This is a genomic window from Pedobacter sp. KLB.chiD (genome assembly GCF_047040275.1).
Classification (GTDB): domain Bacteria; phylum Bacteroidota; class Bacteroidia; order Sphingobacteriales; family Sphingobacteriaceae; genus Pedobacter.
On the sequence record NZ_CP178207.1, the window covers coordinates 1,492,474 to 1,516,959 of the forward strand.

Annotated in this window: 1 protein-coding gene; it reads left to right on the plus strand. The window is 43.1% G+C overall.

Annotation, left to right across the window (positions count from 1 at the left end; translation table 11 throughout):
* Positions 1-472 precede the first annotated feature (472 nt).
* Complete coding sequence (locus tag ACK1I8_RS06035; RefSeq protein ID WP_412468438.1) at positions 473-24,439, plus strand: Calx-beta domain-containing protein; 23,967 nt, start codon at positions 473-475, stop codon at positions 24,437-24,439.
* The last annotated feature ends 47 nt before the right edge of the window (positions 24,440-24,486 follow it).

Below are 24,486 nucleotides of genomic sequence, written 5' to 3' on the forward strand. Positions count from 1 at the left end.
TTTTCAAACAGGCAAAGTTTTATTTAATTCGATAAACTGAAGCTGCAATCCAAAAATAAAAGCAACAATAACTAATAAATAGCGTATGTAACGTTATTTTCACACTTTTGATTTGGGAAATAAATAACGATAAGTGCATCTATTTATTTAACATGTATCAGAATGTTAATGCCCTAATCTGTTGCAATTCTGATAACATGTAATTTTGCGCCAGATTACTTTGTATTCCCGATCAGTGTCAATTATGCATAACAGGTTTTATCTTTTACTAAGATAGAAAACTCTTTTTTACAGTTTTTTTGATACCATACAAAGCAAAAAAAGCAACCTCCAGCCAAATCGTAATAAATTTTATTTTTTTAAAACCGCAGGTTTTAAGATTACGTAAATACGTTCCAGATCAGATAAACGACCATTTTAAAACTAATATCATTCCCCAGAAAGATATGAGGACACCTCATTATTCGTGCTTATGAATAAAAACTTATACTCTCTTCTCTCACATTTCTTTTCATCTAAAACTTTTGGTTCATTAACATCAATTGCCAATGGCTTAGCCCGTTTTATAGCATTTCTAGCGCTGTTTTTGTTTTCCAACATTGAATTTACCCAGGCGCAAACGTATAAAACGCATTATATTGCTCCGGCACCATGGCAATATTGGAGTCAGGCCAATGAGCTTGTGATTACGACCAATACTGCCGGAACATCCGTAACGGTAAAAAAGAGCGATGGCACTTTGGTTACTACTTTAACACCAACGCCCACAGCGCCCGCTGTTTATCGCTTTGTTGGAAATCCGAATAATGTGCCGGCCAATGCGCTGAATACGATATTGAACGATCGCGGGATTATTGTTGAAGGTAACAACCCCATCACCGTAAATATCCGGAACGTGGCTTCTGATGCTTATACAGATGCCAATATTAAAGGAAACTCAGCACTGTTTAGTTTCGGTGATGCGGCAATCGGTACTTCTTTTAGGTTAGGTTACTACAGAGATGGTTTAACCAATGTAGTGTATAGTGTAATGGCCATCGAAAATAACACTACCGTTAAACTCAATGGTACGGCCATTACCACGTTAAATGCCGGGCAGAGTTATATCTTTCAAACCCCAATAGGGGGATTGGTGGAGAGTTCTGCTTCTGTAGTAATGAATTCGGGTTCCAATTTAGATGCACCAGATGGTTGTGGTGACGGGGTATTTAATCCGGTTCCGCCAGTTACTTCTTTAGGGAATGAATATTTGGTTATCAGGAGTGCAGGTAACTCAACGGCTGAGCAAACTACATTTGTAGCCACTCAGGCCAATACCAGTTTAACGGTAACAAATTACAATGCCAACGGCTCATTAGCCTCAACAAATACCTATACTTTGGTAGCTGCCGGAAGTTTTGTAACTATTCCTAACGGCGTTGCCGGTAGTCAGTACAGTACATCCAGGATTGTAGCAACAAAAAATGTTGTAGGCTATTCCGGAACAGCGACTAGTTGTGAGGTAGATATGCTTACGTTGGCCCCTGTAACTTCTTGCGGAGGTAGTTTGATCGCTAAAACATTTAAATTCAGAAATAGTAGTGGCGGCGATTTACCTTATTTTGGCTACATTACTACCAAAAGTGCAACCGATAAGGTTTTTTTGACCACAACCGGTGGTAACACTAACTATACCAACACTGACATAGAAACTATTGCAGGCGTTGGAGTGAGGAGACAATTGGGAAGCACAGGGAATTATATTATTGATTTTACCAATGTGAACATTGGTACACCTGCAACATTAACATTTACCAGTGCCAGCCGGATGAATATTGCCATGGTGCAAACTGGTGGTGGTTATTCTATGTCGAACTTTATTACGCCATTGCCAGAGCAAGCATTTAAACCAACACTGGCACAACCCAGTTGTAACAGTGCAACCTTAACGGCTGATCCTTCAGGCAGTGCGCCTTATCAATGGTACTTTAATGGTGTTGCAATTGCCGGTGCAACCGGCTCCAGTTATACGCCAACTGAATCTGGAACCTACACCATTACCTCCAGGCTAAGTTGCGGTACAAGCGCACAGTCTTTACCGGTAACCGTAGGATTGTGCAATGTAGATCGGGCAGTTACCAAAACCGTTGATAACCCGAATCCCGCAGTAAACGGATCTATCAAGTTTACCGTAACAGCAAGTAATATTGGTGTAGGTACCGCGCTCGGGGTATCAGTAACCGATCTGTTAAAATCAGGCTATACCTATGTAAGTCATACTGTTTCTGCAGGTACCTCTTATAGCAATACCACAGGTTTATGGAACGTTGGTTCTTTGGGGCCAAATGCAACGGCTACGCTGATCATTACGGCTAAGGTAAACGCTTCAGGAGATTATAGCAATACCGCTACCATTACCGGAACTCAAACCGACCCTAACGTGGCTAATGATGCAGTTACCATCAATACCACTCCAGTTACGGCTATTTCTTTAACTTCAGCAGCATCTACAGATGCGCAAAACGTGTGTATAGGTTCACCAATCACCAATATTACCTATTCAATTGGTGGTACAGCAACCGGGGTTAATGTAACGGGACTACCAGCAGGTGTTACTTCAACTTATAATTCTTCAACAAAGGTGCTTACCATTTCAGGAACACCAAGTGCAACAACGAACGGTGCTCAGGTTTACACTGTAACTACAGTGGGTGGAAGCCCGAACGTATCAGCGACCGGGAGTATACAGGTAAATGGTCTGGTAGGAACACCAGTATTTGCAGCCGGAAGTTCTTCAACAAGGTGCCAGGGAGCAGGAACCCAAATCTATGCAGCAACCGCTACCAATACTACTGGTATAACCTACAGCATCAACACGACGAATGCTCAGGCCGTAATTAATGCCACCACGGGCGAAGTTACTTTCTCGCCCGTATTTTCTGGTACGGCAGTTGTTACTGCAACCGCTGCAGGTTGTACGCCTAAAACTGCTACACATACCATCACCATTACTTCTACCGGGACCATTACAGGAACGTCACCAGTTTGTAGCGGTAGTAATGGTACCTTAACTTTAAGTGGCACCACCGCAGCACCGGTAAGATGGGAATTTTCTACCGATAACGGAACAACCTGGGCTACCTATTTGCCTAATAACACTTCAACCACACTAAACTACACCAACCTAAACGTAACTACTTCATTCAGGGCAATTGTAAGCGGAGGCGGGTGTACTGAAGCATCATCAACACCTGTAACCATTAGTGTAAATACCAGGCCCAGTATTTCTAATCAAAGGTATAATCTGTGTCTGTCAGGTTCTTTCAATTTTGCACCTGTAGATGCACCCGCTGGTACCACTTATAGCTGGTCGGCGCCTACTATAACAGGTGGCACGATCACCGGCGGCACTTCAGGCTCTGCGGCAAGCTCAGTATCACAAACTTTAACCAACACAGGTACTACTACGGCTACTGCTGTTTATACGGTTACCCCAACCAATGCAGGTTGTGCGGGTACTGCTTTTACCATCACGGTAGTGGTAGGACCAAATATTTCAGCTTCAGCTTCAAATCCGGGCACGCTGTGTAACAATGGTACTTTTTCTGTAACTCCAACTACAAATATTGCGAATTTAAAATATACATGGACAGCCAGTCTGATCAGCGGAAGTAATGTTACTGGTTTTAGTAATGTTACAACAGCCGTTAGTGCTCCGATTAGCCAAACCCTGGTCAACAACTCAGCGGGCAGTGCAACCGTTCGGTATACAGTAACACCCATACTCGATAATTGTAGCGGCAATACATTTACTTTTGACGTGACTGTACAGAGTGCAGTTGCCGCTGGCACCATTGCAGCGAACCAAACCATTTGTGCTAATACTACACCAGCCGCAATTACTTCTGCCACTGGTGGAACAGGGGCGGGTACAATAACCTATATCTGGGAAAACTCTACAAATGGTACCACTTGGAACACCATTGCCGGGGCAACTGCTGCAACATATGCCCCGGGAGCTTTAACTCAAACCACACAATATCGCAGAACAACAGTTTCAACGTTAAACGGAATTGCTTGCCGATCGGCGGCTACAACTCCGGTAATCATTACGGTAGGTACGGCAAGTACCATTACCACCCAGCCCGTTAATCAGAATGTAAGGGCTCTATCTAATGTTACCTTAAGTGTGGTTACCAGTGGAGGTACGGGTACCAGCCAGTACCAATGGCAGGTAAGCACCAATAATGGTACGAGTTTTAGCAATATTGCCAACAGTAGTTCATACAATGGTGCAACAACCAATACCTTAACCATTACCGGTGTAAATAGCACTATGGAAGGTTACAAATACCGTGTATTGATTACCCAAAGTGATAATGCCTGCGCCAGTGTAATTTCCAATGTAGTTAACCTAACGATTGATTCTGATCGTGACGGTGTACCCGATAGTGTTGACCTTGACGATGATAATGATGGTATTTTAGATACAGTTGAAGGAACAGGAGATTTTGACCGGGATGGGATTCCAAATGATCTGGATGTTGATTCAGATAATGATGGTATTGTAGATGCTATAGAATCAAACGGAAATCCAAATAACGATCCTGATAAAGATGGCAGATTTGGTTCAGGTGCATTTGTAGATGCCAATGGAAACGGATTAATTGATACTTTGGATCCAGCTGTAGGAGGCACCCCTTTGGTTATTCAGGACAAGGACAAAGATGGCAAGCCTAATTATCTCGACCTTGATTCTGATGCGGATGGTATTCCGGATACTTATGAAGCAGCTTTTTATATAATTGATGGTGAAAACGATGGTATTATTGGTACAGGACCAATTGTAGATGCCGATAAAGATGGTCTTTCAGATTTAAACGATCCTGATTTTGTAACCATTAGTCCGTTATTTAACCAAGACCGTGATTATGATGGCCTTTCTAATTACCTGGATATTGATAATGATAACGACGGAATTATAGATATTATTGAAGGATTGCCTACAATCTTATATATAGCGCCAAAAGGAATAGATACCGATGGTGATGGTATTGATGATGCCTATGATGTAGATAACGGAGGCGTAGTATCGGGCTACTCGAATGCTGATGGAGGTAGTGCCCCAGATTATGTAGATACCGATGCTGATAATGATGGATTTAGAGATTGGCTGGAAAACGCAGTAGATAGTCCTTTGGAGGTAGATGTCAAAAATAATCGAACTGGTGCATCAGGTGCCGACGGTATCATGGATTTACTGCCAGATGCCGATGGCGACGGATTGGCTGATATTTATGATAACGATAATGGCAATAATAGTCCTGCAGGTTATGCAACCAACGGTGGCCAAACACCACTTTCAATGCCTGATACGCAGACACCGGGTGGCGATAGGGACTGGCGGTCTTCATCAGACCACGATCGGGATGGTGTGCCTGATGGAACTGATCTGGATGATGATAACGATGGTATTTTAGATACAGTTGATGGATTCACAGATGAAGGTGGCCAGGATGGGTTACCCAATTACCAGGATTTGGATTCTGATGGCGACGGTATTCCCGATGTGATTGAAGCAGGTGGCTCTGATCCTGATAATAACGGTTTACCTGGAATAGGCTTAATAGGACCGAATGAAGTAGATGCCAATGGCATACCTAAAGTGGCTAACGGCGGTTATACGCCACCGGATACCGACGGTGATGGCATTCCGAATTTTAGAGACCTGGATTCTGATGGTGACGGTATTTTTGATGTAGCTGAAAATGGCGGACCTGACACAGATGGCGATGGAAGAGCGGGTACTGGTGTAACTATTGATTTCGATAATGATGGTATATCAGATGTTGTTGATGACTACAATAACCTCACGGGTTCGCTAGCAGGAGAGCCTTCAGGTGACCCAATGACGGTTAAAGATGCAGACGGAGATGGTATTCCGAATTATCTTGATCTTGACTCGGATGGAGACGGCATTAAAGATTCGGTAGAAGGTACTGCCGATCCGGATGGAGATGGTATTCCGAATTACCTTGATCTCGATTCGGATGGCGACGGTATTCCTGATAACATTGAGGCACAAAGTACCGCAGGTTATATTGCGCCTTCAGGTAGTGATACCAATCAGGATGGTATAGATAATGCCTATGGAACGGGGATCGTTCCAGTTGATACAGACGGCGATGGCAGGCCTGATTATCTGGATTTAGATGCTGACAATGATGGCGATAGTGATACCATTGAAGCTTATGATACCGATAATAACGGAGTGGCGAATACAGTAGCCGTGGGTGCCGATGCTGATAAGGACGGTTTGGATGATGCTTTTGATAATAATGATACCGCTTACAACCCAACTAATGGTCAAACTCCAACTGCATTTCCTAATTTAGATACACCAACTACTCCGGAACGCGATTGGCGCGAAGATTATAACATTGCTCCCGTAGCAACAGTACCAGCCTCCATAACCCTAACAGAAGATACACCGCAGGCATTAACTGGCATTAGCGTAGCCGATGCTGATGCAGGTAATCTGAATGTGGCAGTTACTTTAAGCGTACCTGGTGGTCAGGGTGTAATAACAGCTACCGCCGAGGCTGGGATTGTAATTAATGGTACAGGTACTAACAGCATTACCATCACGGGAAGCAGCACAGCTATTAATGCTTTCATTGCAGGCAGCAAAGTAACTTATGCGCCTGCGGCTAATGCAAATGGCAATGTTACTTTAACCGTTTTGATAAATGATCAGGGGAATACCGGCGGGCCGGCATTAACTGATACCAAAACAGTAACGTTAAGTATTCAGTCAGTAAACGATATTCCAACAGTAGCCAATGTGGTTAAGAATGGTACAGAAGATACCAATGTTAACTTTACGGCAACCGATTTTAGCAGTCAGTTTACCGATGTAGATGGTATGCTGGCTAAAATACAGGTGTTGAGCTTACCTCCGGCAACACAAGGCAGCCTGAAATTAAATGGTGTTAATGTAACCGTTGGACAGGAAGTTACCGCTACTGATCTGGCAGGCCTGATTTTTGTACCAGCCCCGGATTTTAATGGAAATGTATCGTTCAGTTATAACGGAAGCGATGGCACAGCATATGCAACGGCACCGGCTAATGTGAACATTACTATTGTAGCCGTTAACGATAACCCTGTAATTGTAGCTGTACCAAAAGCCGGTATAGAAGATATAATTTTAAACTTTACTGCAACTGATTTTACCAATCATTTTACAGATGCCGATGGCGATGCGCTGGTTAAAATCCAGGTTGTAACTTTGCCTCCAGCCGCACAGGGCGTATTAAAGTTAAACGGAAACGATATCGTTTCAGGTCAGGAAATACCGGCAGCCGAACTTTCTAACATCACTTTTGTACCGGCACCAAACTTTAATGGTAATGTAACCTTTAAATGGAACGGAAGTGATGGCACAGTTTATGCAACCGTTCCAAATAATGTAAATATTGTTATTACAGCTGTTAATGATGTTCCGACCATTAATAGCATCAGTTTAACCACTGCTGAAGATGTTAACGTGTCTTTTACGCTGGCTAATTTTACCAGCAATTACAGCGATTTAGAGGGTGATGCATTGGCTAAAATTCGGTTGTCTAACCTTCCATCAAATACACAGGGAACTTTATTACTTAACGGATTGGCAATTACTGCTGGTCAGGAAATACTTGCTTCAGATATCCCAAAACTGGTTTTTGCCCCTGCATCAAACTTTAACGGAAATGTAAGCTTTAACTGGGCTGGCAACGATGGTACTGCATACTCATCAAATGCCACTGTTAATATTTCGGTTACTCCGGTAAATGATCCGCCAGTACTAAACGATATTAATAAAATAGGAAATGAGGATACTGTTATACCATTTACCACTCCTGATTTTACCGGAAATTATACCGATATAGAAAATAATGCTTTAACCAAAATTCAGGTGGTAAATTTGCCCGCTAATGGTGTGCTTAAATTTAATGGTACAAACATTACTGCTGGACAGGAAATTAACAGCGCAGATCTGGACAAAATAACATTCACACCAAATGCGGATTTTAATGGATTGGCAAACTTTAACTGGAATGGGTTTGATGGAACAGCTTATGCCGCAACAGCTAAAACCGTTAACATCACCATTAATCCGATAAACGATGCGCCATCTTTTGTAAAAGGTGCCGATCAGCTAATTAATGCCAATGCCGGTTTACAAACCATCACTGGCTGGGCCAATGCTATTGCTGCCGGACCAGCTGATGAGGTGGCCGCGCAGACCGTAAATTTCATCTTGAATAATAACAATAACACTGCATTTACCGCACAACCCGCTATAGATGCTTCAGGGAATTTAACCTATACACCTGCTGCCAATTTTACGGGTAAGGTTACGATAACAGTAATATTAAAAGATAATGGGGGTACGGCCAATGGGGGGATAGATCAGAGTACGGCACAAACCTTTATCATTTCAGTTAAACCAGTAGGCGTAACCGATAATATTACTACTTTGGTTAATACACCAGTAACTACCGATGTGAAAGCCAATGACGGTGCAAACGCAGCCAATGCTACGGTTTCAGCAAGCAATGGTATACACGGTACCACCACCGTGGATGCAAGCGGAAAAGTTACTTATACGCCAAATGCAGGTTACACCGGAACAGATAGCTATAACTATACTTTAACTACTGCCGACGGCGTAATCAGTGATGCAATCACGGTTAATGTGAATATTTATCCAACAGTGGTATTGTCTGGACCGGCATCAGTTAACGAAAGTGCAGGGACGGTTAACTACACTGTTTCGCTTACAGGAACGGTTGGAACAACACTTGTTGCGCCAGTAACTGTGGTAACCGGAATAACACCAAATACCACAAATGCTGCAGATTATAATTTTAACAGCTCATCCATTACTTTCCCTGCAGGATCGGTTGTTGGGGCAGCCAGCGGCAGCATTACTTTTCCTGTAACCATAGTGGACGATAATATTCTTGAAAATACTGAAAATTATACGGTGTCTATCGGATCGATTACAGGTCCGGCATCATTGGGCAATGCAACAGTAACCACCTCTATTTTGGATAATGACAATGCTTCTGTCGCGATCAATAATATTTCGGTTGTAGAAAACGTAACTGGCGGTTTGGCTACTTTTACAGTAACCTTAACCGGAGCGGTACAGAATAGTTTTACAGTCAACTTTGCTACTAGCAATGGGACAGCGGTTCAACAGCTCGATTACACGGCAACTACCGGAACCATAACTTTTCCGGCAGGCTCTGTAAGCGGTGCTACGCAAATCTTTACTGTTCCAATTTCGGATGATAACATCGCCGAAGCAAGCGAAACGTTTAGTGCTACACTTTCGGGAATAACAGGATCTGTAACCATTGCAACCGCAACAGGTACGGCTACCATTACCGATAACGACGTGGCAACAGTAAGCATTTCGGCAACACCAACTACTTATGATGAAGCTGCCGGTAATGCAACATTTACAGTTACTTTAAATACGGCGGTACAAGACGCATTTACTGTAGATTTTGCTACAGCAAATGGCACGGCAACAGCCGGATCAGATTACACTGCCAAAAATGGTACTTTAACCTTCCCGGCAGGATCGGGTGCTGGTGCAATCCAGACATTTACGGTTTCGATTACAAATGATAATGTAGTAGAGCCGGTCGAAACCTTTACAGTTATCTTAAGCAATCCAACAGGTGGTCTGGTTACCATTGCTGCTGCAACAGCTACAGCAACCATTACTGATAATGATAATTCAGTTGCCACTATTACTGCCGGAACTTCAGGAAATGAAAACGGACCTGTAAACGGTACATTTGGGGTTAACCTAAGTAATCCATCTTCTACTGATACGCAGATTACCTATAATTTGAGTGGAACTGCAACAGAGGGAAGTGATTATGCTACAATCGTTACCAAAACCATTACCATTCCTGCAGGTCAAACTATAGGAGCCATTACTATTCCGGTTTTAACCGATAACGTGGTTGAAGGGATTGAAACAGTTACTGCAACCCTTGTTTCGTCTAACAGTCCGCTGGTTACTGTTGCAACAGCACCGGCCAATAAAACAGCAACCCTCAATATTCTCGACAATAATGCAGCGACTGTAAGTATCTCTGCTACCCCAGCCAGTGTTAGCGAAGCCGCCGGAACAGCTACATTTACGGTAACATTAAGTACCGCAGTTCAAAGGGCATTTGATGTAACTTATGCCACTACAAATGCTACAGCAATTGCCGGATCGGATTACACCGCTACAAGCGGAACGTTAAATTTCCCTGCAAATTCTGCTTCAGGCACCACATTGACCTTTACGGTTCCAATTAATAACGATAATCTGGTTGAACCGAGCGAAACCTTCAATGGAACCTTAACAGGGGTAACCGGTGGTTTGGTAACCATTGGAACGGGAAGTGCCGTAGTAACCATTATTGATAATGACAGCGCTATAGCCAGTATTGCTCCGGGTGTTAATGGTAACGAAACCGGGCCAGTAAAAGGAACTTTTGCGGTTACGTTAAGTAATCCGGCATCAACCAATACAGAACTCACTTATACATTAGGCGGTACGGCAACTGAAGGAAGCGATTACGCACCTGTTGTAACTAAAACCATTACCATACCAGCCGGGCAGACTACCGGAACGATCACCATTGATATACTACAGGATGCCATTGCAGAAAATAAAGAAACGGTAACAGCTACGTTGGGTACTTCCAATAATTTGGTAACAGTTGACACTACACCGGCAACCATTAATATTCTTGATGCCAATACCTCCAGCATCAGTATTTCTACCGCACCATCGGTTAACGAATCTGCAGGTATTGCAACCTTTACGGTAACCTTGAACAATGCTGTTCAAAGTGCATTTAGTGTAAATTATGCAACCGCTAACGGAGCCGCAACTGCAGGGGCCGACTATACAGCAACCAGCGGGACATTAAATTTCCCTTCGGGCGCAGCGGCTGGTACAGCATTAACTTTCAATGTGCCAGTTATTAATGATAATATTGCCGAATCGAACGAAACGTTTACCGCTACATTAAGTGGTATTACGGGTGGAGTAGTGTTGATCAGCAATGCTACGGCTACAGCAACTATTGCAGATAACGATGCAGCGACCGTATCGATCTCAGCCGGAACACCTGGTAGTGAAAACGGACCTATAAACGGAACTTTTACGGTGACATTAAGTAACCCTTCTTCAACTGATACGGAGATTGCCTATACTTTAGGAGGTAGCGCAACAGAAGGAAATGATTATACTAATATCATTACCAAAACCATCACTGTACCTGCTGGACAAACTACTGGAACCATCACTATTCCGGTACTAATAGATAATATTGTTGAAGGCACTGAGACGATAGTGGCCAATTTGGTTGCTACCAATAGCCCATTGGTAACAGTAATACCAGCACCTGCCAATAAAACAGCCACCATTAACATTGCTGATAATACCAGCGCAACGGTAACCGTTACGGCTACCGTTAACGGTACAGAACCAAATACACAAGGCTTATTTACTTTCACATTAAGCAATGTATCTACAACCGATACACAGGTTACTTACAACGTAACAGGAACAGCAAGTAGCGGAATAGATTACACTCCGATCGGAACAACGGTAACCATCCCTGCCGGACAAACCACTATAACTTTACCTGTTATTGTACAGGATGATACTTTTGCAGAGTCAACAGAAACCATAACGTTAACGCTGGCCTCTGCAACCAATAATCCCGCAATTACGACTGGTACAACGCCTGCTACTGTAAATATTGCCGATAATGATAATGCAACGGTAGCGGTTAACAGCATTTCGGTAGTAGAGCATATAGGTATTGCAACATTTACGATAACTTTGACTGGTAACGTTCAGGATGCATTTACAGTAAATTACGGAACAATAGATGGAACAGCAGCAACTGGTTCTGATTATACCGTTACAACTGGCAGTGTCACTTTCCCTGCCGGATCGCTTAATGGCGCAACGCAAGCTTTCAATATTCCGATTGTAGATGACAATGTCGCTGAATTGGCTGAAACATTTACGGTGAGGTTAAATAGTATCAGTGCCGGATCGGTAGTAACCATCCCTGCGGGAGGAGCAACCGGAACCGCAACCATCACTGATGATGATAATGCAAGCGTGGCCATTAATAGTGTGTCTGCACCAGAAAGCACTGGCAACATGATTTTTACCGTTACCTTAACCGGAAATATACAAGATGCGCTTTCCATTAATTACGCCACTGCTGATAATATGGCAATTGCCGGATCAGATTATACCGCTAAAGCTGGTGTGGTTACGTTCCCGGCTGGATCAGTTTCGGGAGCAACGCAAACTATCCTGATCCCGATTACGGACGATAACGTTACTGAAGGCCCCGAAAGCTTTAAATTAATTTTAAGCAGCGCCACTGCCCCAGCTACCATTGCTCAGGCGGAAGGTGTTGGGACTATTCTTGATAATGATGCTGCAACAGTAAGCATTTCGGCTACACCAATCAGCATAAATGAAGCAGCAGGTACGGCAATTTTTGCGGTTACCTTAAATAATACGGTACAGTCAGGTTTCAGTGTCGATTATGAAACATCGAACGGAACAGCTACAGCAGGGACCGATTACACCGCTACCAACGGAACATTAAACTTTCCTGCTGGGGCTATAGCCGGTACCACCTTAACTTTCACCGTTCCAATTATCAATGATAATGTGGTTGAACAAAATGAAACTTTTAGTGCAACCATTAGCCATGTAAGCGGAACTTTGGTCGGTATTGGAACCAATACGGCCACAATAACCATTACCAATGACGATACTTCGGTTGCAACCATCACCCCGGGAACACCAGGAAATGAAAATGGTCCGGTTAACGGAACTTTTACGTTAAGCTTAAGTAATCCATCATCAACTGATACGCAGGTTACTTATACGTTAAGTGGAACAGCTACAGAAGGAAACGATTACTCAACTATGGTTACCAAAACCATAACTATCCCTGCGGGTCAAACTATAAGGACTATTACTATCCCGGTGTTAACCGATAATATTGTTGAAGGTGACGAAACTGTTATTGCTACCTTAAGCAGTACCAATAACCCTGCAGTAACCATAAACAACACAACGGCAACGATCAATATTGCGGATAATACAACTGCTACAGTTACAGTAGCTGGTACTGTAAGCGGTGCTGAACCGAATACACCTGGTAGATTTACCTTTACAATGAGTAATGTGAGTATAACCGATACACAGATTACGTATACCGTAAGCGGTACAGCAACCAGCGGTGCAGATTACACCTCCATTGGTACAATGGTAACCATACCTGCGGGGCAAACTACTGCTACAGTTTCTTTACCGGTGTTAGATGATAATATTGTTGAAGGTAATGAAACTGTAATCTTAACCATGGCTGCGCAAACCAGCAATACATCGGTTACCGCGAGTACATTACCTGCAAGTATCAATATTATCGATAATGATACCGCTATAGCTACCATTACGAATGGTACCCCGGGAGACGAAAATGGTCCGGTTAATGGTACATTTACGATAACTTTAAGCAATCCATCGTCACAACCAACCACCATTACCTACACGCTAGGAGGAACAGCAACTGAAGGAAGTGATTATTCAACGATTCTAACCAAGGCTGTTACCATTCCAGCTGGTCAAATCACAGGAACGGTTACCATTCCGGTATTAACTGATGCCATACTTGAGGGTGCAGAAACTGTAATTGCCACATTAGCAAGCTCTGGCAATCCATTGGTAAGTGTTGACGGCACACCTGCAAGCATCAATATTTTTGATAACAATATCGCTACAGTAAGTATTTCTGCCACCCCAGCCAGTATACACGAAACAGATGTAAGGGCAACATTTACGGTGACCCTAAATACCGCAGTACAAAATGCATTTACGGTTGATTACGCTACAGCCAATGGAACTGCAACAGCAGGTATCACATTAGATTATGATGCTACAAATGGCACGCTTACTTTCCCGGCAGGATCTGCGGCAGGTACAACACTAACATTTACCGTAGGTATACACCATGATAACCTGGTTGAACCAACTGAAACTTTTGATGCGGTACTAAGCAATATCACGGGTGGATTGGTAACCATAGCCACTGGCTCGGCAACCGTTACGATTATTGATAACGATGTGTCTGTTGTTACAGCAACATCGGGTTTAAACGGCGATGAGGTAGGACCTGCAAACGGAACTTTTATTATTACCTTAAGCGAGCCATCATCAACAGATACACAGGTAACCTATACTTTGGGCGGTACCGCAACCGAAGGAAGTGACTATGCATCGATTGCCACCAAAGCCATTACCATCCCAGCTGGTCAAACCACTGGAACTATTACCATTCCGGTATTGGCAGATTCTATAACAGAAAGTTTAGAAACCGTAGTCGTGAATTTGATAAACACCTCAAATCCTGCGATAACGATCAGTGCAGCTCCTGCTTCCATTACTATTCATGATGCCAATACCGCAAGTGTCAGCATGAGCACAACACCAAATGTTAATGAGGGTGACGGAACAGTTACCTTTACAGTAACATTGAATAATGATGTTCAGGATGCTTTCAGTGTTGATTACGCAACAGCTAACGGAACAGCAATTGCCGGAATTGATTATACTGCAGTGAGTGGGGTGTTAAGTTTTCCAGCTAATGCCGTTGCAGGTACTAAATTAACATTCACTGTGCCGGTTAATGATGATAATCTCGTGGAAGCAACCGAAACCTTTACCGCAACGCTAAGTAATATTACTGGGGGGGTAGTACTAATTAACAATGCAACCGCTGCAGCAAATATTTTAGATAATGATACCTCAGTTGCAACCATTACAGCCGGTGTATCAGCTAATGAAAACGGCCCGGTTAATGGCACTTTTGTGGTTACCTTAAGTGAACCGGCATCTACAGCTACCCGGATTACCTACAATTTTAGCGGCACCGCAACAGAAGGAAATGATTATGCTCCGTTTGTATCTAAAACATTGATCATCCCTGCCGGTGAAACTGCAGGAACCATTACTATTTCAGTGCTGGCAGATGGTTTAGTGGAAGGAACGGAAACGGTAGTGGCCACTTTAGCTAATTCAAGCAATCCGCAGATTATAGTAAATAGTTCACCGGCTACCATTAGTATAACTGATGGTACCAGCTCAACTGTAACTGTAGCGGCAACAAATAACGGGGCAGAACCAAACATGCCGGCATTATTTACCTTTACTTTGAGTAATGTATCTACAACTGATACCCAAATTAATTATATTGTTAGTGGAACCGCTATTAGCGGATTGGATTATACTTCCATCGGTACCATAGTAAACATTCCTGCCGGGCAAACAGCTGCAACGGTAAATGTGCCTGTACTGGATGATAATATTGCCGAAGGAACAGAAACGGTTATTTTAACCATGCTTGCAGCAACAAGCAATCCGTCAATTACTGCAAATACAGCATCGGCAACAGCTGATATTACGGATAACGATACTGCCGTAGCAACTTTAACAGCTGGTACCACAGGTAACGAAAACGGACAAGCAAATGGTACTTTCACCGTAACCTTAAGCAATCCATCGTCACAGCCTACCGTTATCGCTTATACGTTGAGTGGCACAGCTACTGAGGGAAGCGATTATTCAACCATAGTTACGAAGACCATTACCATTGCCTCGGGTCAAACTACTGGAACGATCATTATTCCGGTATTGGCCGATAATCTGGTTGAGGGGGTAGAAACCGTGATTGCAACTTTAACCAATTCTGGTAATCCGCTGGTAACGCTAAGTAATATACCAGCAACCATTAACATTGATGATAATACTACAGCAACAGTTTCGATAGCAGCTACCAATAATGGTGCAGAGCCCGCAACACCAGGCTTGTTTACCTTCACATTGAGTAATGTGTCTACAACTGATACACAGATTTCTTATCGTATTGGCGGTACAGCAACAAGTGGTGTGGATTATACTTTGGCCAGCACAACGTTAACCATCCCGGCAGGACAAACAACTGCTACAGTAAGTGTACCTGTAATTGACGATAATATTGCTGAAGGTACGGAAACCGTTATCTTAACCATGACTGCTGCAACGAATAATCCTTCAATCAGGGCAAATACATCACCTGCTACGGTTAATATTATTGATAATGATACCTCGGTAGCTACAATTGCTCCCGGAACAAATGGTAGTGAGAACGGACCTGTAAATGGAACATTTGTGGTATCGTTAAGCAACCCAACATCGCAACCCACTACCATTACCTACACCATTGGCGGAACGGCGACAGAGGGAAGCGATTACCGGACTATTGTAAATAAGGCGGTAACCATTCCAGCCGGACAAACCACTGCTAGTCTTACCATCCCGGTATTAACCGACAATTTGGTAGAGGGTACAGAAACCGTAGTTGTAACTTTGGGTACTGCTAATCATCCACTGGTAAGTATTAATAATACGCCCGCTAGTATCAGCATTACCAATAATACCACTGCAACGGTAATGGTAGCTGCAACGATAAATGGTGCAGAGCCATCCACGGCTGGTCAGTTTACTTTTACCTTAAGCAATGCATCTGCAACCGATACACAGATTACCTATTCGGTAAATGGAACTGCTACAAGTGGATTGGATTATACCTCTTTAGGTACAACGGCTACCATTCCGGCAGGACAAACGACTTTGGTAATCAATGTACCTGTATTAAACGATAATATTGTTGAAGGGACAGAAACAGTTACCTTAACGATGGCAACTGCAACGGGTAACTCTTCAATTACGGCGAATTCGGCACCTGCAACAGTTAATATTACCGATAATGATACGGCAATTGCAACGATCACGCCAGGTAATAATGGTAATGAAAATGGTCCGGTTAACGGAACATTTATGGTAACCTTAAATAATCCTTCATCAACCGACACACAGATAGCTTACACCGTAGGGGGCACCGCTACTGAAGGAAACGACTACAGTCCGGTTGTAAAAATCATTACCCTACAGGCTGGTCAAATTACCGGAACCATTACCGTCCCAGTATTGGCTGATGCGGTGGTAGAAGGTGTAGAAACGGTTACAATTACTTTAGCCGATACGAATAATCCGTTGATCAACGTTAACGGTACGCCGGCAAGTATTAATATTATTGATAACAATACAGCTACCGTAAGGATTTCTACCACACCGGTGCTTAATGAAAATGCAGGTACGGCAACCTTTACGGTAACTTTAAATGCAGCGGTACAAAATGCATTTACTGTTGATTATAACACCATAAACGGAACTGCAATTGCGGGTTTAGATTATACCGCTACTACAGGAACATTAACTTTTCCTGCAAATTCACCTGCAGGCGCAACTTTAACCTTCATTGTTCCGGTTGAAGATGATAACCTCGTTGAGCCATCTGAAACCTTTAGTGCTACTTTAAGTAATTTAAGCAACCCATTGGTTGGCATTACTATGGGTACATCAACCGTAACCATTACCGATAATGATTCTGCTATAGCAAGCATAGCGCCGGGTATAAACGGAAACGAAGCTGGCCCGATTAATGGAACTTTCGTTGTAACCTTAAACAATCCATCTGCTACTGATACGCAATTGACCTATACGCTAAGCGGTACAGCAACAGAAGGTAGCGATTATGCGGCTATTGCAACTAAAGTCATCATAATCCCCGCAGGACAGACCACCGGAACGATTACTATTCCGGTTATTGAAGATGCGACAGCAGAAAATATCGAAACGGTAATAGCAACCTTAAGTACATCAAACAATTCTGCCATAACTGTAAATACGAATGCTGCAAGCATCAATATCCTTGATGCCAATATAGCCAATGTAAGTATCTCGGTAGATGCAGCAAGCGTGAGCGAAGCTATAGGTACAGTTACCTTGTCGGTTACCTTGAATCTTGCGGTTCAAAATAGCTTTACGGTTGATTATGCTACAGCCAACGGCACGGCTTTGGCAGATTTAGATTATACAGCAACCAGCGGAACATTAACATTCCCTGCAAATTCGCCGGCAGGTACTGTACTACAAATTGCCATCCCGGTTATTGACGATAACCTGATTGAAAGTTCAGAATCATTCACGGTGAATCTAAGTAATATAAATGGATTTGATGTTGCCATCGGTACAGGATCGGCAACAATAGCCATTGCCGACAATGATCGTGCACTCGCGAGCATTACAGCAGGTACAAACGCAAATGAAAAGGGTCTGGCGAATGGTATATTTAATGTAACCTTAAGCAATCCATCATCTACACCTACAACACTAACATTTGCCTTAACCGGAACTGCAACTGAAAGTGCCGATTATAGTGCGGTTACCAAAACACTCATCATCCCTGCTGGCGCAACCACAGGAACCATCACTATTCCGATAAACGCTGATGGGGTAGCGGAAGGCACAGAAACTGTAATCGCAACATTAACAGCCTCGGACAACCGGTTAGTTGCGATAAATAATACGCCTGTAAGCATCAATATCTTTGACGCAGATGTGGCAGCGGTGAGTATATCAGCTACCCCGGTAATAAATGAAAATGTGGGTGCCGCAACCTTTACGGTTACCCTGAGCAATGCTGTACAAAATAGCTTTAGTGTAAACTATGCCACAGCCAATGGTACAGCAATAGCCGGACTGGATTATACTGCAACGAGTGGAACATTAACCTTCCCTGCAAATGCTGCAGCTGGTGCAACTTTAACTTTCACCGTACCAATTAATGATGACGATTTAATAGAACCTTCAGAAACATTTAATGTTACACTGAGTAATGTTACCGGAGGAGTTGTTACTATCGGTGCATTGCCTGCCACCGTTACCATTACTGATAACGATAGGTCGGAGGCAAGCATTACTGCGGGTACAAATGGAAATGAAAATGGTCCGGTAAATGGAAATTACATGGTCACCTTAAGTAATCCGTCATCTACTGATACACAGATTACCTTTACCCTCGGTGGAACAGCTACAGAAGGTAACGATTATACTGTAGTGACTAAAACCATTACTATTCCAGCTGGTCAATCTACCGGTACTATTGTGATCCCGGTAATTGCCGATAACATTGTAGAAAGTAATGAAACGGTTGTAGCAGCCTTGACCGGAACCAACAATTCACTGATAACGGTAAACAATACCCCTGCAACAATCAATATCATCGATAATAATTCTGTATCAGCGAGCATATCGGTGGCGTTAACTAGTGTAAATGAGTCTGCCGGAACTGCAACTTTTACCGTAACCCTTAGCGGCGCGGTACAGGATGCTTTCAGTGTAGATTATACTACTGCTGATGGTACTGCAAAAGCAGGATTGGATTATGTGGCAACCAACGGAAAACTAAATTTCCCCGCAGGTTCAGCAAGAGGTGCAAGCTTAACCTTTACTGTTCCGGTTATTGATGATAACCTTGTTGAAGGCAATGAAACCTTTAACGGAATAATCAGTAACGTAACTGGTGGTTTGGTAACCATTGGTAATAGTACCGCAACTGTAACTATTGTAGATAATGATTTATCGGTAGCTACCGTAAGCACTGGTACCAATGGTAGTGAGAACGGACCGGTTAACGGAACATTTATCATAACGTTAAGCAAGCCAACTGCCACTGATACCCAGTTCACCTATAGCTTATCAGGAACAGCTAATGAAGGTAGTGATTATAGTAACATTTCAACCAAAACTATCAACATTCCTGCTGGTCAAACCACAGGAACGATTACAATTCCGGTATTAACCGATGATATTGTAGAAGGTACCGAAACCGTTATTGCTACACTATTAACGGCCAACAATCCATTGGTAACGGTAAGCAATACAAATGCTGCTATTACCATTGCAGATAATACAGAAGCAATTGTAACAGTTGCTGCAACAGCAGATGGGGCAGAGCCTTCAACTCCAGGTCAGTTTACCTTCTCTATTAGTCATCCGTCTACCACTGATACGCAGATTACTTATGCTATAAGCGGAACAGCAATCAGCGGAACGGATTATACGTCAATTGATCATACAGTAACCATACCAGCTGGACAAAGTACCGTAATGGTATCTGTACCAGTATTGACAGATAACATTGTAGAGGGAACCGAAACGGTCATCATAACCATGAATGCTTCTACCAATAATAGTTCGATTATTGCAAGTTCTACGCCTGCGACAGTGAATATTACTGATAGCGGTTCTGCAGTTGCTTTGATTACTGCTGGTACAAACGGTACCGAAAACGGTCCCGTTAACGGCAGATTTACAGTTACCTTAAATAATCCATCAGCTACCGATACGCAAATTACTTATACTTTAGGTGGCACAGCTACGGAAGGCAGTGATTATGGCCAGGTTGTAAACAAAATCATCACCATCCCGGCAGGCCAAACCACTGCAACAATCACCATACCAGTATTGGCAGATGCAACGGTAGAAGGTGCGGAAACGGTAATTGCTACCTTGGTGTCTTCAAATAATCCACAGATCACCACGAGCAATGTTCCGGCAACGATTTCCATCGCCGATAATAATACAGCAACGGTAAGTATTTCTACGCCTTCAACAATTAATGAAGGGGCCGGATCAGCTACATTTAGTGTGACCCTGAGTGCTGCTGTTCAAAAAGCATTTACGGTAGCATACACCACCAGTGATGGAACGGCAACAGCTGGATTAGATTACACGGTAGCCAGTGGCACATTAACTTTCCCGGCTGGTGCTACCGCTGGCACAACCTTAACGTTCACCGTTCCGATCATCGATGATAACCTGGTAGAAACGAATGAAACATTTAATGGAGTAATTAGTAATGTAACTGGAGGTTTAATAACAATTGCTACAAACACGGCAACTACCAGCATTATCGATAACGACTTGTCGGTAGCTAACATTACTGCCGGGGTTGATGGTAACGAAAACGGTCCTGCTAACGGAACATTTGTTATAACTTTAAGCAAGCCATCGGCTACTGATACAGAGCTTAGTTATACTTTGGGCGGTACGGCCACAGCGGGCAACGATTATACCGCAATGGTAACTCAAAAGGTTGTAATTGCTGCCGGCCAAACCACTGCAACGATTACTATCCCGGTATTAAGGGATGCTGTTTTAGAAGGTGATGAAACGGTGATTACTACCTTAATCGCGTCCAACAATCCAGCGGTAACGGTAAGCCATGTTCCTGCAACCATCAATATCCTTGATAATAATGAAGCTACTGTAAGTATATCGACCGCGCCAACAGTTAATGAAGGTGCCGGAACGGCAACGTTTACCATCACCTTAAGTGCAGCGGTTCAGAATGCATTTACAGTTGATTACACCACAACCAATGGTGCTGCTACTGCAGGCTTAGATTACACGGCAACCAGCGGAACCTTAACATTCCCTGCAGGTGTTGCTGCAGGTACAGCCTTAACATTTGCAGTTCCTATCATTGATGACAATATTGTTAAATCGAACGAAACCTTTAATGGTGTCATCAGTAATGTATCAGGTGCTTTGGTCACCATTGCTACCAACACGGCAACTACTACCATCATTGATAATGATGCTTCAGTAGCAAACATTACAGCTGGAACTAATGGTAACGAAAACGGCCCGATTAATGGAGCATTTACCATAACATTGAGTAAACCATTGATTACTGATACACAGCTTACCTATACGCTGGGAGGGACGGCCACAGAAGGTAGCGATTATACTGCTATTGCAGCCAAAACAATTATGATTCCAGCCGGTCAAACTTCGGCAACCATTATCATTCCGGTATTGAAAGATGCATTGATAGAAGGCACGGAAACTGTAATTGCAACGCTAAGCAGTTCAGTTAATCCTATGGTAACAGTAAGCAATATTCCTGCAACCATTAATATTATTGATGGTTCGGCAGCTACAGTTACCGTAACCGCAACGGCTGATGGGGCAGAACCATCAACTCCCGGACAGTATACCTTTACCTTAAGTAATGCATCTATAACCGATACGCAGATTACGTACACCGTAAGTGGAACAGCAACGAGTGGTGCAGATTACACTTCTATAGGTACAAGTATCACTATCCCTGCAGGACAAACCTCCGTAACACTTCCTGTTCCGGTACTGGATGATAATATCAACGAAGGCAACGAAACGGTAATCTTAACCATGAATGCTGCAACAAGCAATTCATTAATAATCGCTAGTACTGTACCCGCTACCGTGAATATTAGAGATAACCGTGCGCCTGTGGCATCTGCGCCAGCTATTACCGCCAACGAGGATACCTCAGTTAATGGAATTGTTACAGCCAGTGATCCTGATGGAAACACGATTACTTATAGCTTAACTACTCCACCTGCACACGGAACCGTGTTGCTTAATGTTGATGGTACCTATACTTATACACCTGCTCCAAACTATAACGGTGCAGATACCTTTACGGTAACCGTTAGTGATGGTAAAGGTGGCACGGTGACGGTAACTATTCCGGTAACTATTAATCCGGTAAACGATGCACCGATTGCAGCGGCCACAGCCATTAGCACACCTCAAAATACATCAGCGAATGGAACAATAACTGCCAGCGATGTAGATGGCGATGCGCTAATATTCAGTATAAGCACACAGCCATCACACGGTACGGTAGCACTAAGGGCAGATGGTACTTTTACTTATACCCCAAATCCTGGATACGTAGGTAACGATACCTTCACTGTAACGGTAAGTGACGGTAAAGGTGGTACTACAACGGTAACTGTCTCAGTAACCGTAACTTTGGTGCCAGCACCGTCGATGCGCTTAACCAAAGTGGCCACCAATACCGTGGACAAGGTTGGTGATGTAATTAATTATAACATTGTGGTAACCAATACGGGTAATGTAACTTTAACAAATGTTGCCGTTACCGATGCCGGTGCCGACGCAGGATCGATTTTACCAGTTGGCATATCAAGTTTATTGCCGGGTGCGAGTGTAACGGTTACAGCCAAACATACGGTAACTTTAACTGAAGTTAATGCCGGTTCGTTTACCAACCAGGCTTCGGCAATTGCCCAAACGCCAAGTGGTGGTACCATAAACAAACTTAGATCTGATGATCCGAATACGCCAGCTGTTGATGATGCAACGGTAACATTAATTGCACCTGCATCTAATCTTACTTTGGTTAAAACGGGTACTTTAAGTAGCGATGGAAATAGCATCACCTATAGCTTTACCATCAGAAACACTGGAAATGTAACCTTGCATGTTGTAAACCTGGTAGATACCAAGCTTGGATTAAATAAAACCTATTCAGGTAATGTAGCTCCGGGCGGTAAGGTTGAAGATACATTTGTATATCAATTAACACAGGCCGACAAAGATGCTGGCAGCGTAACCAATTCTGCTAACGTTACAGCAAGAACTCCTGCAAATTTGCCGATAAGTGATATTTCTGGAACAGCCGAAAACAACGATACGCCAACGGTTACAGTAATTCCGGACATAGCTGCAATATCATTGGTTAAAACCGCTGCATTTAGCGGTAATAAGGTTACTTATACTTTTACCATTAAAAACACCGGTTCGGTTACCTTAAATAACATTACTTTAACTGATGCTAAGCTAAGTTTAAATAATAAGGTAATTGTTGCAGCCGGCGGACTTGCGCCAGGTGCAATCGTTACGGTTGTTGAGGTATATACCTTAACACAGGCCGATAAAGATATGGGTACCGTGAGTAACACGGCAAGTGTAAATGCCAAAACAACCGGTGGTGCCAATGTTTCCGATGTTTCCGGAACATCAGAAGTCAATAATGCTGCTACGGTTATTACGGTACCTAAGTCGCCAAGGGCAATTGATGATGAAGGTGGTACCATCACCAATAAACCGGTTACTATTAACATATTGGGTAACGACGATCCTGGAAATTCTACGCTAGATCAGTTAACGATTGAAATAATAAATCAGCCTAAGCATGGTAGAGTGGTGGTAAATGCCGATGGCAGCATTACCTACACGCCTGACCAGGGTTATATTGGTGATGATAGCTTCAGTTACCGTGTTAAAGATGCTTTTGGGTATTATACCAACGTGGCTGCGGTAACTTTAACGGCTAACTTTACAGGCCTTACTATACCAAACCTGTTTACACCTAATGGTGATGGTATTAACGATACTTTTGAGATTTTGGGTATCAACCAATACCAAACTAATGAGCTCACTATTGTAAACAGATGGGGTAATGAAGTGTTCCGTGCCAAAGGTTATCAGAATAACTGGACGGGTGAGAACTTGAACGAAGGTACCTATTACTATTTACTACGTGTTAAAAAAGCAGGAAACGATCAGTACCAAGTGTTTAAAGGTTACATCACATTGATCAGGGCATTTAAAAAATAAGGTATGACTTTATACCGTCTGGCTTTAAATCAGACGGTACTTTAAGA

What these genes read in the sequence shown, in the direction of transcription:
- ACK1I8_RS06035 (WP_412468438.1), top strand. Translation starts at nt 473, where the DNA reads ATGAATAAAAACTTATACTCTCTTCTCTCACATTTCTTTTCATCTAAA.